The following is a 14,866-nucleotide window of genomic DNA, read 5'->3' as shown; positions in this document are numbered from 1 at the left end:
CGGAATGCCGCGCCTCAGGGCGCGTGGTAGCGCAACGGCTGGCGAATCTCGCCGTGCATGGCCTCGGGATAGATGCGCTCGCGCAGGAAGTCGGCGTCCTGGCTCAGGGCGCGCGCCACCTGCTCGTAGCCGAAGTAGCGCAGGTAGTGCGGCATCTGCTGGATCAGCATCTCGAAGCCCGCCTGCGCATTCAGGCCGCGCGCGCGTGCCGCCTGCACCAGCGGCGTGGGCTGGCCGCGCAGCAGGATGTCGAAGACGGCGGCGTGGCGCCCCATGCGCGCGACGTCGACCGGCAGCGCATCGCCTTCGTTCAGGCCGAGCGGCGTCGCGTTGATGACCAGGTCGTAGCCTTCCGGCGCATTGCTGTCCACGGCCGTCACGTCGGCATCGAAGAAGGCGTCGAGCTTGGCCGCCACGCCAGCCGCCTTGCCGGCCGAGGTGTCGAACAGCGCCACATGCGCGGCGCCATCGCTCCCGCCCTCGCCGCCTTCGATCAACGCCACGCCGGCCGCGGCAGCGCTCACGCCCGCCCCCAGGATCAGCACGCGCTTGCCGCGAAACGGGATGCGGTAGTGGTCGAGCGCGCCGATCAGCCCTTCGCCGTCGAACAGATCGCCCTCGAGCCGGTCGTCGTCCATGCGGCGCACCACGTTGACCGAACCCGCCACGCGGCCGATCAGCCCGCAGCCGTCCAGCAGGTCGAGCACCAGCGGCTTGTGCGGCGGCGCGATGAGCATTCCGCGCACGTTGCGCGCGAGAAAGGCCGAGGCGAAGAACACCGCGAAGTCGCGGCGCGGCACCTGCATCGGCAGCAGCACCGCATCGATCTCGAAACGCTCGAACACGGCGTTGAACATCCGCGGCAGGCGCACATTGCGCACCGGATCGCCCGGGATGAGAAAGGCCTGGGTGCTGCCGCTGATGGTGGAGGTCATGGATCGTCTCGTCGAAGAATCGTCGGTCGCTGGGAACTGTAGGCGCACGCGTGTGCCGGTGTCGAGACGGCACGCGCTCGTCCCGATCGATCATCGCGCGCCTTCGGTCGCTGATCGACCAGTTCGAGGGTTTCTCCTGCACGCGACGCGCGGACGGCCAGAAACGACAAAGCCCGCACGGGGCGGGCTTTGCACAGGCAGAAAGGGAGGCGGCTTACTTGGCGGCGGTGTGGAAGCGCGACTCGGGCACCGTCTTGACTTCACCGGGCAGCGCGCTGATGTAGCCCGCCAGTTCCTTGAGTTCGGCGTTGGTGAACTTCTTGGCCTGCCCGCCCATCACGCCGTTGGAGCGACCGAGCTGGGCGTGGTTTTCGACCTTGTACGACTTGAGTGCCACGAACAGGTAGTCGGCATGCTGGCCGGCCAGCTTGGCGACGGTGCCGTCGTTCGGGGTGTTGAAGTTGGCACCGTGGCAGGTGGTGCAGGCGTTGGCCTTGTCGCGCGTGATGAGCGCCTGCACGCGTTCGCTGGGCTGCTTGGTCGGCGTGGCGGGTGGTGCATCGCCGTCCTTCACGCCGAGCTGCGCGTAATAGGCGGCGAGGTCGGCCATGTCCTGTTCGGTCAGCGAATCGGCGATCGCGCGCATGGTCGGGTGCTTGCGGTCGCCGGCCTTGTAGGCAGCCAGCGAAGCGCGGATGTAGGTCGCGCTCTGGCCCGCGATCTTCGGGACCTTGTGGATCTCGGGGAAGCTGGCCTGGTAGCCGATGATGCCGTGGCACCCCACGCACATGGCCGTTTTCTTGGCGCCGTTTTCGACGCTGCCGGTCACGTTCTGAGCCTGGACGGAAACCGTCCCGCAAGCGACAGCGAGGGCAAACATCGTGGTCAACAACTTGTTCATTTTGCGCGCACAATCTCGTGGAGGAACAGTTTTTTAGATCAACATTTGATTATATGCGGGGGCTCCTTGCAGCCCCGTGCCTCGGCGACACCGCCGGCCGGCAACGCAGGATCGAATGGACCGATTCACCCACTCCCCGCTCGATGTCATCCATGAAATTCAAGGGCTCCGACAACTACGTTGCCACCCAGGACCTGATGCTCGCGGTCAACGCGTCCATCACGCTGACCCGCCCTTTGCTCGTCAAGGGCGAGCCCGGAACCGGCAAGACGATGCTGGCCGAGGAAGTGGCCGCCGCGCTGGGCCTGCCGCTGCTGCAGTGGCACATCAAGTCGACCACGAAGGCGCAGCAGGGCCTCTACGAGTACGACGCGGTGAGCCGGCTGCGTGACTCGCAGCTCTCGGACATCGACGGTGGCGAGCGGGTCAAGGACATCCACAATTACATCGTCAAGGGCGTGCTCTGGCAGGCCTTCACCGCCGAGCAACCGGTGGCGCTGCTGATCGACGAGATCGACAAGGCCGACATCGAATTCCCGAACGACCTCTTGCGCGAAATCGACCGCATGGAGTTCTACTGCTACGAGACGCGCGAACTCATCCGCGCCAAGCACCGGCCGGTGGTCTTCATCACCTCGAACAACGAGAAGGAACTGCCCGACGCCTTTTTGCGCCGCTGCTTCTTCCACTACATCAAGTTCCCCGATGCGGACACGATGAAGAGCATCGTCGCGGTGCACTTCCCCACGCTCAAGCAGGACCTGCTCGCCGCGGCGATGAAGACCTTCTACGACGTGCGCAACCTGCCCGGCCTGAAAAAGAAACCGTCGACCTCCGAGCTGCTCGACTGGCTCAAGCTGCTGGTCGCGGAAGACATCCCGCTCGAAGCGCTGCACAGCAAGGACGACAAGGTGGCGGTGCCGCCGCTGGTCGGTGCCTTGCTCAAGAACGAACAGGACGTGACGCTGTTCGAGAAGCTGGTCTTCATGCAGCGCAACAACCGCTGAAGCCATGAACCACACGACGCCGCACCCGCCGCGCCAGTTGTTGCTGCTCGGCATCGCCCAGGCGCTGGGCTTCGTGGTCGGTGCACTGCTCGGCCGCTGGCTCGGCACGGCCCTGGGCTTCGATGCTCTCGGCCCCCATGGCTACGATGGCCCGGCCATGCTGGGCATCGCGCTCATCGGGCTGGGCGGCGGCGGCGGCGTGCAACTGGGCCGGGCCTGGTACCGGCGCAAATACGGAGATCCCAGAGTCTGAACATGGCATTCGTCGAACCCACCACCCTGAAGGCCCGGGGCCTTGCCCTCGTCCCCCTGTCGCTCGACCATGAAGCCGGCCTGCGCGCCGCGGCCGCCGACGGCGAGCTCTGGCAACTGCGCGTGACCTCGGTGCCCGAGCCCGAGCAGACCGGCGCCTACATCGAAGCCGCGCTCAAGGGCCGCGAAGACGGCCACCGTTTCGCTTTCGCCGTGACCGACGAGGCCACCGGCACGGTGCTCGGCAGCACCAGCTTCCACGACATCCTGCCGGCCGTGAAGCGCGTGGAGATCGGCTACACCTGGTATGCCCAACGCTGCCAGCGCAGCCACGTCAACACCACCTGCAAGCTGCTGATGCTCACGCACGCCTTCGAGGCGCTGGGCTGCCGCACCGTGGGCTGGCGCACCGACAACTACAACGTCGCCTCGCAACGCGCGATCGAGCGCCTGGGCGCCAGGAAGGACGGCGTGATCCGCGGCCATGCGCTGCGACGCGACGGCACCGTCCGCGACACGGTGATGTACAGCCTCACCGCCGGCGAATGGCCGGAGGTGAAGGCGCACCTGCTCTATCTGCTCGACAAGCCGCGCCCTGCCGAGCGCTGATCCACGGAGGGCCAACGCATGCTGATCGACTTCTTCTACACCCTGCGCTCGGCCAAGCTGCCGGTGTCGGTCAAGGAGTTCCTCACGCTGCTCGAAGCGCTGCAGGCCGACGTGGTGGGACCGGACTCCGACGACGCCTGGAGCCTCGACGACTTCTACTACCTGAGCCGCACCACGCTGGTGAAGGACGAGAAGCACTACGACAAGTTCGACCGTGCCTTCGCCGGCTACTTCAAGGGCGTCGACGTGCTGACCGACTTCACGAAAGACGTTCCGCTCGAGTGGCTGCGCAAGACGCTCGAGCGCGAGTTCAGTGCCGAGGAGAAGGCCAAGATCGAGAAGATGGGCTGGGACGAGCTCATGGAGACGCTCAAGAAGCGCTTCGAGGAACAGAAGGAACGCCACGAAGGCGGCAACAAGTGGATCGGCACCGGCGGCACCTCGCCCTTCGGCCACGGCGGCTACAACCCGCAGGGCGTGCGCATCGGCGGTGCCGGCAAGAACAAGAGCGCGGTCAAGGTGTGGGACCAGCGCGCCTACAAGGACTACGACGACGGGCAGGAACTGGGCACGCGCAACATCAAGGTCGCGCTGCGCCGCCTGCGCAAGTTCGCGCGCGAGGGTCATGAAGAAGAGCTGGATCTCGACGAGACCATCAGCAAGACCGCCGCCAACGCGGGCTACCTCGACATCAAGATGCGGCCCGAGCGCCACAACAACGTCAAGGTGCTGCTGCTGATGGACGTGGGCGGCACGATGGACGAGCACATTCAGCGCGTCGAGGAACTGTTCTCGGCCGTCAAGACCGAGTTCAAGCACCTGGAGTTCTATTACTTCCACAACTGCGTCTACGACTTCATGTGGAAGAACAACAAGCGCCGCTTCTCCGAGAAGTTCGCGACCTGGGACATCCTGCGCAAGTACAACAAGGACTACAAGCTCATCTTCGTCGGCGACGCGACGATGAGCCCCTACGAAATCCTGCAGCCGGGCGGCAGCGTCGAATACAACAATGAGGAAGCCGGTGCCGAATGGCTGCAGCGCCTGACGCACACCTTCCCGAAGTTCGCCTGGATCAACCCGGAGCCGCAGGGTGTCTGGCAGTACCGCCAGAGCATTGCGGTCATCCAGCAGATGATGTCCAACCGCATGTACCCGCTGACCCTCCGAGGTCTCGAGGACGCCATGCGGATGCTGTCGAAATAACGACACACGGAGAAACTGCGGCAAAAATCCCTCGCAATTTGAATGCTTTTTGTTACATTGCAGGAACGGCTTCATGGGGCGAGAACTTTTCCCGGTGGTTGCCCCTCGAGACCCAGCACCATGCCTGCCCTCGCATCCGCCCCGCGCGACCCCGCTCCCTTGGGCATCGTCCGAACCCGACGGGCGGACTGCATCACCGTCCGCGGCACGACGCTGCTGCTGGACGAGTTGGTCGACCCGGCCTTCTTCACGCCTGAGGCACGCCAGCGCCTGCGCGCGCAACTCGCCGGCGCGGCCCCCTTCCCCCATCTGGTCGTCGACGGCCTCTTCAACCCCGAACTGCTGACGCTGGTACTCGAAGAGTTCGACGCGCACCACGACGCCGGTTGGTACGACGTGCAGAGCAGCTACGAGCGCACGCGCCGCTCGGTGCTCGGCGCCACGCTCGGTCCGGCCACGCAGCTCTATTTCGACCTGGTCAATGCCGGCTGGTTCACGACGTGGCTGTCCGACGTGACCGGCACACCCTACCTGATCCCCGACCCGCTGCGCCACGGCGGCGGGCTGCACGAAAGCCGCACCGGCGGGAGCTTCGCCGTGCATCGCGACTTCGATCGCCATCCCAAGACCGGCCTCAAGAACGAGATGGTGTTCATCACCTACCTCAACCGCGACTGGCAGCCCGAATGGGGCTCGGCGCTCGAGTTGTGGGATGCGAAGGACGGCCAGTGCGTCACCACCGTGCAACCCGAGTTCGGACGTACCTTGCTGATGCCGCACGGCCCCAGGAGCTTCCACGGCCACCCCACACCGCTTCAGGCGGCCGACGACCGGCCGCGCCGCTCGGTGGCGACGTACTTCTACACCGGCACGCCGATGCCCGAGCAAGACCTGGATCGCTCGATCTCCATCTTCATCCAGCCGCGCCGCATCGACGCCGCCAAGGCGATGCTGCGCCAATGGGTGCCGCCGATCCTCTGGCGCTTGGCCAAGAAGGTCACCCGCCGCTGAGCCCAAGACGCGCCGCCGTCCGACGCGCCACCGCCCGGGGCCTGCCGGAACTGCTGTCAGAATGCAGCGATGCTCAGGGTGGCTTCCCTTCAAACGCCGGCGTCATGGCCGGCGTTGCTTTTTGCAATCGTCCTTCTTTTGCAGGGATGCAGCCTGCTGCCAAAGAAAGACACCGACACGGACGCCGGCAAGCAGGCCGTGGCGGCCGACGCCACGTCGACCAGCGACGCCTTCACGCTGGAGGTGCGCGGCCCTGACGACGTACGCGACTACCTCGCGCTGCACCTCGAAATCCAGCGCTACAGCAAGATCGCCGACCTGGGCGCGACCGAGTTGTCGCGGCTCATGGTCGCGGCTGAAGCCAATGCGCGCGAGCTGCTCGGCACGCTCGGTTACTTCACGCCGGGGCTCACGCTCGAACTGAACGAGACACCCGGCGGCAAGGCGCCGCGCCAAGTCGTGATCACCGTCGACCCCGGCCCGCCGACCCGCATCGGCGCCGTGGACATCGGCTTTCGCGGTGCCATCGCCAACGACCCCGGCGCGGCTGCGCAGCGCGAGGCGATCCGCGCAGCCTGGACGCTGCGCACCGGCCAGCTCTTCACGCAACCGGCGTGGGACAACGCCAAGACCGTTGGCCTGCGCAGCCTGACCGCCAAGCGCTATGCCACCGGCAACGTCGCCACCAGCCGCGCCGAGATCGATGCCGACAAGGGCGAGGCGAAGCTGGGCGTCGCCTACGATTCCGGCCCGGCCTACCGCTTCGGCCCGCTCGACGTGCGCGGCGTGGAGCGTTACAGCGCCGACGGCACGCGCCGCATCGCCCGCATCCCCACCGGCGCCGACTACGACCAGCAGAAGCTGCTCGACGCGCAGCAGCGGCTGGCCAGCAGCGGCTACTACGACTCGGTCTTCCTCACGCTCGACACGGAGGGCACCGACCCGCAGGCCGCACCGGTGATCGCGCAGGTGCGCGAGGCGCCGCTGCAGAAGGTCGTGGCGGGCGTCGGCTTCACCACCGACAGCGGCCCGCGCGTGTCGCTGGACCATGTGCACAACCAGATGCCGTTGCTGGGCTGGCGGGCGGTGTCGAAGCTGTCGATCGACCAGAAGACCCAGTCGCTCGGGACCGACTGGAACGGCATCCCCGACGACACCGGCTGGCGCTGGTTCGGCTCCGGCCTGCTCAAGCACGAAACCGCCGGCACCTACGACACCGACAGCGGCCGCCTGCGCGCCGGCCGTGGCCGCACCGGCGACCGCATCGAGCGCAGCCTGTTCCTGCAGTACGACTATGCGACCAACCAGGGCACCGGCGCGCCGCCGTCGGCGTCGGCCATCAGCGCCAACTGGGGCTGGACCGGCCGCTACTTCGACGACAACGCGGCGCCGACGCGCGGCCAGGGGCTGTCGCTCGAACTCGGCCTGGGTCAGACACTGATCGGCGAGCGCGCCCCGTTCATCCGCAGCTACGTGCGCTGGCTCGGCATCCTCCCCATCGGCACGGTGCAGGGCAACGACGGCGGTGCCGCGCGCAGCAGCCGCCTGCAGTTCCGCGCCGAGAGCGGTGCCGTCGTCGCCCGCGACAACGCGCAGATCCCGACCACGCTGCTGTTCCTGACCGGCGGCGACACCACGGTGCGCGGCTACAGCTACCGGCAGATCGGCGCCGAGCGCAGCGACGGCGCCATCGTCGCCGGCCGCTACCTGGGCGTGGGCAGCGTCGAATGGCAGCGACCCATTCTCTGGAACGGCAAGCTCAGCGACTTCGAAAGCGCGGTCTTCGTCGACGCCGGTTCGGTGGCCGACAAGTTCGGCGAGCTCAAGGCCAAGGTCGGCACCGGCGTGGGCGTGCGCTGGCGCAGTCCCGTCGGGCCGGTGCAGGCCGACGTCGCGTACGGCGTCGACACGAAGAAGTACCGGCTGCATCTGCGGCTGGGCTTCAGCTTCTAGGCACACGCGTGGCAACGACCGAGACGCCCGCCCTGCCCGCGCCACGCCGATCGCGCACGCGCCGCGCACTGCGCGGCCTGGCATGGGCGTTTGTGACGCTCATCGTCCTGGTGATCGCGGTCGGCGCCGGCGCCTGGTGGTGGCTGGGCTCCGACCAGTCGCTCGCCTATGCGCTCGCCAAGGCCGCGCGCTACATGCCGGCCGGCCAGACGCTGCAGAGCCGCGACGTGAGCGGCTCGCTGCGCACCGGCGGCCGCATCGGCTACCTGCAATGGCAGAGCCCCACGCTGTCGGTCGAGGTGCACGAGGCCACGATCGGCTGGACGCTCAAGCCGCTGTTCCAGCGCAAGGTGCAACTGGGCGAGGTCGTCGCGAAGGACATGCTGATCGAGCGCCGTGGCCCCGCGCCCGACACCAGCGAGCCGCTGCAGCCGCTGGCGCAGATCGTGCTGCCGGTGGATGTCGACCTGCCCTTCCGCGTCGGTACCCTCCGCTGGGCCGGGCCGCCGGTGGTCGAGGCCACGAATCTCGCCGGCCACTACGTCTACGCACAACGCCAGCACACGCTGAATGTCGATGGCGTCGACCTGGCCGACGGCCACTACAGCGCGCGCGTCGGGCTGCAGGGCGACGCGCCGATGGCGCTCGACCTGGCGCTCGACGGCCGCGTACGCGCGCCGCTGGCCGAAGGCCGCAGCATCGACGTGCTGGCCACCGCCACGGCCAAGGGCACCCTCGCCGGCGCCGACGCCCGCCTGGCGATCGCCGCCGACCTGAAGCCGGCCGAGCAGGACGCCGCCGCGCCGATGCAGGCGCAGTTGCAAGCCAACATCGCGCCGTGGCAGCCGCAGCCGGTGATCGACGCCAACGCCGACCTGCGCAACGTCGACCTCGCGCGCCTCTGGCCGTCCGCCCCGGCCACGCTGCTGAGCGGCCAAGTGCTGGCCGGCCCCGGCGCGGCCGGCAGCGGCGTGCAGTGGCAGGCCAGCGCCGACATCCGCAACGCCCTGCCCGGCCCGTGGGACCAGGGCCAGCTGCCGGTCGAGCGCATCGAGGCCCGCACCACCTACGACGGCACCACCTGGACCGTGCCCGCCGCCACCGTGCGCACCGGCGGCGGCCGCATCGAGGCCGAAGGCGACTGGAGCCCGGCGCCCATGCCCTGGGCCGTGCGCGCCACCGTGCGCAACGTGCAGCCGGGCGCGCTGCATACGCAACTGGCCGGGGCGCCGGTCGGCGGCAAGGCCGAGGTCGAACAGCGCGACGACGCGCTGGTCTTCGACATCGCGCTGCAGGCGCAGGGCACCGCAGGCAGCGCCGCGCTGCAGGGCCTGCGGCTCGACCGTGTCGTCGCGCAGGGCCAGTGGAAGGATGAGGTGCTCGACCTGCGCACGCTGCGCATCGAGGCGGCACAGGCCAGCGTCGCCGGCACGCTGCAGGCTCGCATCGCCGAGCGCGCCGGCAGCGGCGACCTGAAGCTGGTGCTGCCTGGCGGCAACGCGCAGGTCGCCGGACGCATCGCACCGGCACAGGGCCGCGGCCAGATCGACGCGCAGATCGACAACGCCGCCATGCTGCAGCGCTGGGTCGAGCAACTGCCCGGCCTGGGCAAGGTCTTCGCCGGCGCCAGCGCCGAAGGCAGCGCGCGCCTCGATGCGCGCTGGGACGGCGGCTGGGAGGCCGTGCAGCGCCGCCTGCAGAACGCGACAACGCCCGCGCCCCGCGGCACCGCTGAACCCACCGTGCAGGCCACGCTGACCGTGCCGCGGCTCGACCTGCGCCTGCCCGCGGCACCGGTGCCCGCTGGCAGCGTGCCGCCGCCGCCGGCCTTGCCCGTGCAGCTGCGCGGCCTGCGCGCCGAGGTGTCCGGCAGCCTCGCGCAGGCCACGCTGGCGCTGCAGGGCGAGGCAACCCGCGGCACACAGAAGATGACGCTGGACACCCGCGCGAGCGGTGCGCTCGAAGGCGCAGGCCGCTGGCGCGCCGCGCTGGCCAGCCTGCGCGTGCAGGCGCAGGACAGCACCCGCCCTGGCCCGTGGACCGTGGCGCTGAGCGCGCCGCTCAACGCCAACGTGCGCAGCACCGCCGGCGGCCTCGAAGTCGACACCTCCGCCGGCGGCGCCACGCTGCAGGGGCCGGTGCCCGGCACCGTGCGCATCGACTGGGAGCCAGTGCGCTTTCGCCAGACCGGCGCCACCGGCCAGCGCGCCTTCCGCCTGCAATCGAAGGGCCGCATGCAGGGCCTGCCGATGGCCTGGGCCGAGGCGATGGACAGCAACAGTTCGCTCGCCAGCATGGGCGTGACCGGCGACCTGATCTTCGACGGCGACTGGGACATCGAGGCCGGCGATGCCCTGCGTGCCGACCTGCGCCTGGCCCGCCGCAGTGGCGACATCCGCGTGCAGGCCGGCGAGGCCGCGCTGGTCACCCGCATCGAAAGCCGCGGCACCGGCGCCAAGCGCGAGATCAAGATGGTCAGCGGCACCGGCAACGTCGAGGGGCCGAGCACGCCCGCCGGCCTGCGCCAAGCCGAGCTGCGCATCGAGGCGCGCGGCGAATCGGTGCAGGCCAAGCTGGTGTGGGACAGCCTGCGCGCCGGCACCATCGACGCCACCCTCGGCACCCGTGTGCTGCAGCGCGACGGCGGCTGGCAGTGGCCGACCGACGCGCCGCTGTCCGGTGCGATCAAGGCGCGCATGCCGAGCCTGGGCGTCTGGTCGATGCTGGCGCCGCCGGGCTGGCGCGTCGCCGGCACGCTCGACGCCGACGCCACGCTGTCGGGCAGCCGCACCGAACCACGCTGGAACGGCACGCTGGCCGCCGACCAGCTCGCGCTGCGCGCGCTGGTCGAAGGGCTGGACCTGCGCGACGGCCGGCTGCGCGCCACCCTGTCGGGCAACCGTGTCGACATCACCGAGTTCACGCTCAAGGGCGGCCGCGGCAGCAGCGCGCGCATCGCCGGCCAGAGCGGCAACGTCAGCACCACCGCGAGCGAGGCGGCACGCGACGGCGGCAGCTTGTCCGGCACCGGCCAGATGAGCTGGGGCGCCGTGCCCGCCGGCAGCAGCGCGTCGGGCATCCGCATGGACCTGCGCGCCCAGTTGCGCAGCCTGCGCCTGCTGGTGCGCTCCGACCGTCAGATCACGGTGTCGGGCGACCTGCAGGCGGGTCTCGCCGACGGCCAGTTCACCGTGCGCGGCAAGATCGACACCGAACGCGCCGTGATCATCCTGCCCGACGAGAGCGCGCCCAGCCTGGGCAGCGACGTGGTCGTGCGCTCGGCCGCCAAGACGGCTGAAGCCGCCGAGACGGCGCAGCGCGACGCCGCCCGCGCCAGCGCAGCCGCGGCCAAGCCGCAGACCGCCAAGGCGCCCGACGTGGCCGTGACCTTCGACCTGGGCAAGGACTTCGCGGTGCAAGGCCGCGGCATCACGACCCGGCTCGAAGGCCAGCTCGAAATCCGCAGCACGTCGCTCACCGCGCCGCCGCGCGTCACCGGCGAGGTCCGCACCGTCAAGGGCCAGTACCGCGCCTACGGCCAGCAGCTCGACGTCGAGACCGGCCTGGCGCGCTTCAACGGCCCGGTCGACAACCCGTCGCTCGACATCCTGGCGATCCGGCCGAACATCACGCAACGCGCCGGCGTGCAGGTCACGGGCACGGCCCAGTCGCCGCGCGTCAAGCTGTATTCCGAGCCCGTGTTGTCGGACGTCGAGACGCTGTCGTGGGTGGTGCTCGGCCGCGCGTCGGCCAGCAGCGGCGGCGAGTCGATCCTGATGCAGCAGGCCGCGCTCGCCCTGCTCGGCGGCCTCGGCAAGGGCGGCTCCGGCGGCAGCCTGGCGAGCCGGCTCGGCCTGGACGAGATCGGCTTCAAGGGCCCGAACCCGGGCGGCGAACTGCGCGAATCGGCCGTCACGCTGGGCAAGCGCCTGTCGAGCGACTTCTACGTCACCTACGAAAGCAGCCTGGCCGGCATGCTCGGCACGATCTACATCTTCTACGACCTGACCCAGCGCCTCACCCTGCGCGGCCAGGCCGGCATCCAGAGCGGCGTGGACCTGATCTACACGCTGAAGTTCGACTGACGAACTGCTAAAGTCGCCGCTGCCCAGCGTCCTCGTAGTTCAATGGATAGAACGGGGTCCTCCTAAGACTCAGATACAGGTTCGATTCCTGTCGAGGGCACCAGTAAGTTGTTGATTTTATTGGTGCCGTCTTGGTTCCGGGACGTATCCGGGACATTTACCTTCGGCGGAACATCTTGAGCGGCAACGGATCCAATCACAAGGGTGGCTTCGCTGCGACCGTCCACTTCGCGACGCATGCGGCCTTCGGTTCGATCATATTTCTGATCATCGCTCTACCGGCATACGGGCTAGGCGAACTCGTGAGGTGGCTCGCAAAGCAAGGGGCGAGTCCTTATGTGATCAATGTCCTCACCGCCCTCGAATATTTCATCATCACTGCCGATGCATTGCTTCTGGCAGTCTTGATCATCAAGTCGCTGTATAAAGCAGGCAAGGACGTAGAACTATGACGAACCGATTGGCCCACAAGCTCTGGCGCGAAGTAAGCATCGCTGCGCGGGAAACGCCCAGGATGTACTTCGGGACGGTCAAGGACATTGCGGACGCAATGGGGCGGTTCATCCATGCGACGGTCGAACATGTTGAGCCGCAAAAGAAGGCGAACAATGCTCCCAACTTGCTCATCGTTCCGCCCACCGTCAACAAGAAACTCATGCTGGCGAATCGGGCCAACCGCGCGCGTCGCGGTGGGCTTCGCATGAAAAATCGCGCTGCTGCTAGCGTGAAAGACTCTTCAAAAGAGATCGCATCCTGAGATCGCATCCTGAGATTGCGGACCCTCTGTTCAGACGAACCGGTGCTCAGCAACTCTAGGGACGCACTATGCCGCTGACTATCCAAGATCTAAAGGACGACTTCGGCCGAATCGAGGATGACAAGGCAGTTCACGCCCTCATCAGAAAATTTGGCCTCACTGAAGACGGCGTGCCGCAGAGCGATCGCGACAACCTCGGAACCACTGGAGCGACGATTGAGGGGGTGAAGGTCCGGGTCGCTTGGCGCTGGTACGACCCCAGCGGTTCCTTTCAAAACCTACCTGATATCCACAAGGTTCGACTCGAGCTCGATGGTCGTGAATGGGGTGAGCGGGCATATGAGGACCGCTGAATCGCCCTGAACCTCGAATCGGAGTGGACGAAGTCCCATACTCCGCTCTCGCGATTTTGCCCGCGACTGGCGGCCCGCCATTCATCAACCAGCATCGCGCTCCACATCGCACTGCGTAATCGACCTGCGCCGGCCGCTCTCCCCGCAGCCTGTCCATGCCACACCCGGAAAATGCTCGCGCATGGAAAGCACAGAACACCTCATCGGCCGACTGACGCGCGAACGTGATGCCGCAGTGGCGGCACTTGAAAGCAACAGGCGCGCCGCCGCGCCGCACGCATTGATCGCCGCGGACCGCCTGCTAGGCACCTTCGGCATACCGTGGTGGATCACCTTGGAAGCGACGCTGCGCGTTGTCGTGTCATCCTGCGCACTGAGAGAGCATCCAATCGTCGGCCTCAAGGCAATCGACTCAGCGGTGGCCGACGCCGCTGCGCTGTTGTCGCGAATCGATGCGGTGCTGCCAGAACATGCACGGTAGTCTGCGAGTAGTGCCCCGACCAGGTAACGACGACATCGACCCTGGTAGGTCCCGGCTCGCCGGGCCTGCTCTGCAGATGGTGCGCATGGCGTCGACCACGGCTCGCTACGGCAAGGGAGCAGGAACCTTCGTCAGCGTGATGTAGGAGCGCCAGCCCTGGATGTTCAAGTCCCCCTTCAGAGTGCCATCGGGCTGAAGCCGGTACTCAGCTTTCCCGATGTTGTCCGGCAGGAAGTACTCCAAGGTTCCACGTCCGACCACAGCTTGAACGCGAAACCAACGCGTGGAGGTGTAGTCCGTCTCGCCAACAGAATGGATGACCGTTGCAGTTGTCGTACCGAGGTGTTCGACAAGCAAGATCGCGGGCACCTTCAATCTGGGGCTGAACCATGTCCCTGACCAAGTTCCCGACAGTGCTGCGACTTCCGGCGGAACGGAGCCTTCAGGGGGAGCGTTCGCAACAGCACCCTTTGGAAGGGGCGGCGGCTTCAGATAAGCCGCGGGCATGGGAGCAATGCCAGCACAGCCGCTCAAAAATAACATGCCAGCGAAGGCCATAACGAGAAAGCGCATCGGCATCACCAAATAGCGTTCAGTCTGCTGAGACACCACATCGTCGGCATCATCAATTCAGCGTAAGGGCGCTATCACCGTCTGACACATCACGCATCAGCCTAGGTCGCTGGCAATCGTTAGCGCCAACTTCATCAATGCGCGCTTGGTCGATGGTCTCATCAGAATTCAGGATGACTGCATTGCTAACAACGCCGACGATCAGCGCCATGACACCAGCGGAGGCTCCCATGACAGAGGACACGATGGCAACTGACAGACCAATTCGAGACGACTTGGTGCTGCTGTACCGTGTCGACGAGGGCGAAAGTGATGCGCGCTTTGTGGGCTCCGACAATGGGGACAGCCTGTACGAACTTGAAATCACAAATGACCTTCAGGAACTATGGGTCGAAGGAACAGGCGGTGGAGGCGGTGGTGGTGGCGGCGCCTCTGGAGCGGGCCCGGGAAAGGGGCGGGGGGGTTGCGGCACCGGCGGCAACGGCGCTTACTGCACAGCAGCGTTCAAGATTTCTCTACGGCGGGCAGATAAGTTAAGTATTCGTCTAGGCCATGGGGGCGGTGGAGGCGCAGGCTCACCCGCGCTGCAGAATTACGGCAGCAATGGACAACGTGGGGGCGACAGCTGAATCGCCCCGGGTTTTCTAGACACCTCTGAGCCTCAAACCTGAGGCCCAATAGGAGGTGCCATGAGCAAGCAGAGATACCCCGAAGAATTCAAGATCGAAGCGGTCAAGCAGATC

At 67.3% G+C, this 14,866-nt stretch carries 15 protein-coding genes and 1 tRNA gene; 12 read left to right on the top strand and 4 right to left on the bottom strand.

Going from position 1 to position 14,866, the window contains the following annotated elements; translation table 11 throughout:
- Window positions 1–14: 14 nt before the first annotated feature.
- Together ACSFA2_RS00080 and ACSFA2_RS00075 are read right to left on the bottom strand one after the other, a co-directional pair.
- The gene (locus tag ACSFA2_RS00080; RefSeq protein ID WP_435453279.1) at window positions 15–935 is read right to left on the bottom strand and encodes a shikimate dehydrogenase family protein; all 921 of its coding nucleotides are present in this window, start codon (window positions 933–935) and stop codon (window positions 15–17) included.
- A gap of 214 nt (window positions 936–1,149) precedes the next feature.
- On the bottom strand, window positions 1,150–1,836 hold the full coding sequence (locus ACSFA2_RS00075) for a c-type cytochrome (protein ID WP_435453278.1): 687 nt from the start codon (window positions 1,834–1,836) through the stop codon (window positions 1,150–1,152).
- A gap of 152 nt (window positions 1,837–1,988) precedes the next feature.
- Here ACSFA2_RS00075 and ACSFA2_RS00070 point away from each other — a divergent pair, with 152 nt between their 5' ends.
- The 12 genes from ACSFA2_RS00070 (at window position 1,989) to ACSFA2_RS00015 (ending at window position 13,550) form a co-directional block, all read left to right on the top strand.
- The gene (locus ACSFA2_RS00070; RefSeq protein ID WP_435454149.1) at window positions 1,989–2,843 is read left to right on the top strand and encodes an AAA family ATPase; all 855 of its coding nucleotides are present in this window, start codon (window positions 1,989–1,991) and stop codon (window positions 2,841–2,843) included.
- A gap of 4 nt (window positions 2,844–2,847) precedes the next feature.
- Window positions 2,848–3,096, top strand: a complete 249-nt coding sequence (locus tag ACSFA2_RS00065) for a hypothetical protein (RefSeq protein WP_435453277.1) — start codon at window positions 2,848–2,850, stop codon at window positions 3,094–3,096.
- Window positions 3,097–3,098: 2 nt separating this feature from the next.
- Window positions 3,099–3,704: a GNAT family N-acetyltransferase gene (locus ACSFA2_RS00060; RefSeq protein WP_435453276.1), complete on the top strand. Its 606-nt coding sequence runs from the start codon at window positions 3,099–3,101 to the stop codon at window positions 3,702–3,704.
- A gap of 18 nt (window positions 3,705–3,722) precedes the next feature.
- The gene (locus ACSFA2_RS00055; RefSeq protein ID WP_435453275.1) at window positions 3,723–4,910 is read left to right on the top strand and encodes a vWA domain-containing protein; all 1,188 of its coding nucleotides are present in this window, start codon (window positions 3,723–3,725) and stop codon (window positions 4,908–4,910) included.
- 120 nt (window positions 4,911–5,030) lie between these two features.
- Complete coding sequence (locus ACSFA2_RS00050; protein ID WP_435453274.1) at window positions 5,031–5,921, top strand: 2OG-Fe(II) oxygenase; 891 nt, start codon at window positions 5,031–5,033, stop codon at window positions 5,919–5,921.
- Window positions 5,922–5,990: 69 nt separating this feature from the next.
- Window positions 5,991–7,874, top strand: coding sequence for an autotransporter assembly complex protein TamA (locus ACSFA2_RS00045; RefSeq protein WP_435453273.1), 1,884 nt, complete (start codon window positions 5,991–5,993; stop codon window positions 7,872–7,874).
- A gap of 8 nt (window positions 7,875–7,882) precedes the next feature.
- The gene (locus ACSFA2_RS00040) at window positions 7,883–11,959 is read left to right on the top strand and encodes a translocation/assembly module TamB domain-containing protein (protein ID WP_435453272.1); all 4,077 of its coding nucleotides are present in this window, start codon (window positions 7,883–7,885) and stop codon (window positions 11,957–11,959) included.
- A 28-nt stretch (window positions 11,960–11,987) separates the two neighbouring features.
- A tRNA-Arg gene (locus tag ACSFA2_RS00035) sits at window positions 11,988–12,062 on the top strand.
- Window positions 12,063–12,135: 73 nt separating this feature from the next.
- Window positions 12,136–12,411: a hypothetical protein gene (locus ACSFA2_RS00030; protein WP_435453271.1), complete on the top strand. Its 276-nt coding sequence runs from the start codon at window positions 12,136–12,138 to the stop codon at window positions 12,409–12,411.
- Window positions 12,408–12,716 carry a hypothetical protein gene (locus ACSFA2_RS00025; protein ID WP_435453270.1) on the top strand — a complete coding sequence of 103 codons (309 nt, stop codon included), beginning with the start codon at window positions 12,408–12,410 and terminating at the stop codon, window positions 12,714–12,716. The genes ACSFA2_RS00030 and ACSFA2_RS00025 overlap by 4 nt, the downstream gene beginning before the upstream one ends.
- Before the next feature lie 68 nt (window positions 12,717–12,784).
- Window positions 12,785–13,069: a hypothetical protein gene (locus tag ACSFA2_RS00020; RefSeq protein ID WP_435453269.1), complete on the top strand. Its 285-nt coding sequence runs from the start codon at window positions 12,785–12,787 to the stop codon at window positions 13,067–13,069.
- Window positions 13,070–13,250: 181 nt separating this feature from the next.
- Complete coding sequence (locus ACSFA2_RS00015; RefSeq protein ID WP_435453268.1) at window positions 13,251–13,550, top strand: hypothetical protein; 300 nt, start codon at window positions 13,251–13,253, stop codon at window positions 13,548–13,550.
- A gap of 105 nt (window positions 13,551–13,655) precedes the next feature.
- Here the strand turns inward: ACSFA2_RS00015 and ACSFA2_RS00010 are convergent, their stop codons facing one another.
- Window positions 13,656–14,159, bottom strand: coding sequence for a hypothetical protein (locus ACSFA2_RS00010; protein WP_435453267.1), 504 nt, complete (start codon window positions 14,157–14,159; stop codon window positions 13,656–13,658).
- Between the two features lie 16 nt (window positions 14,160–14,175).
- Window positions 14,176–14,334: a hypothetical protein gene (locus ACSFA2_RS00005; RefSeq protein ID WP_435453266.1), complete on the bottom strand. Its 159-nt coding sequence runs from the start codon at window positions 14,332–14,334 to the stop codon at window positions 14,176–14,178.
- Window positions 14,335–14,866: the final 532 nt, after the last annotated feature.

It is taken from the genome of Variovorax cryoconiti (assembly GCF_051216395.1).
Lineage (GTDB): Bacteria > Pseudomonadota > Gammaproteobacteria > Burkholderiales > Burkholderiaceae_C > Variovorax.
The sequence above is the reverse complement of the archived record's forward strand: the minus strand, read 5'-3'. Positions and strand labels throughout refer to the sequence as shown.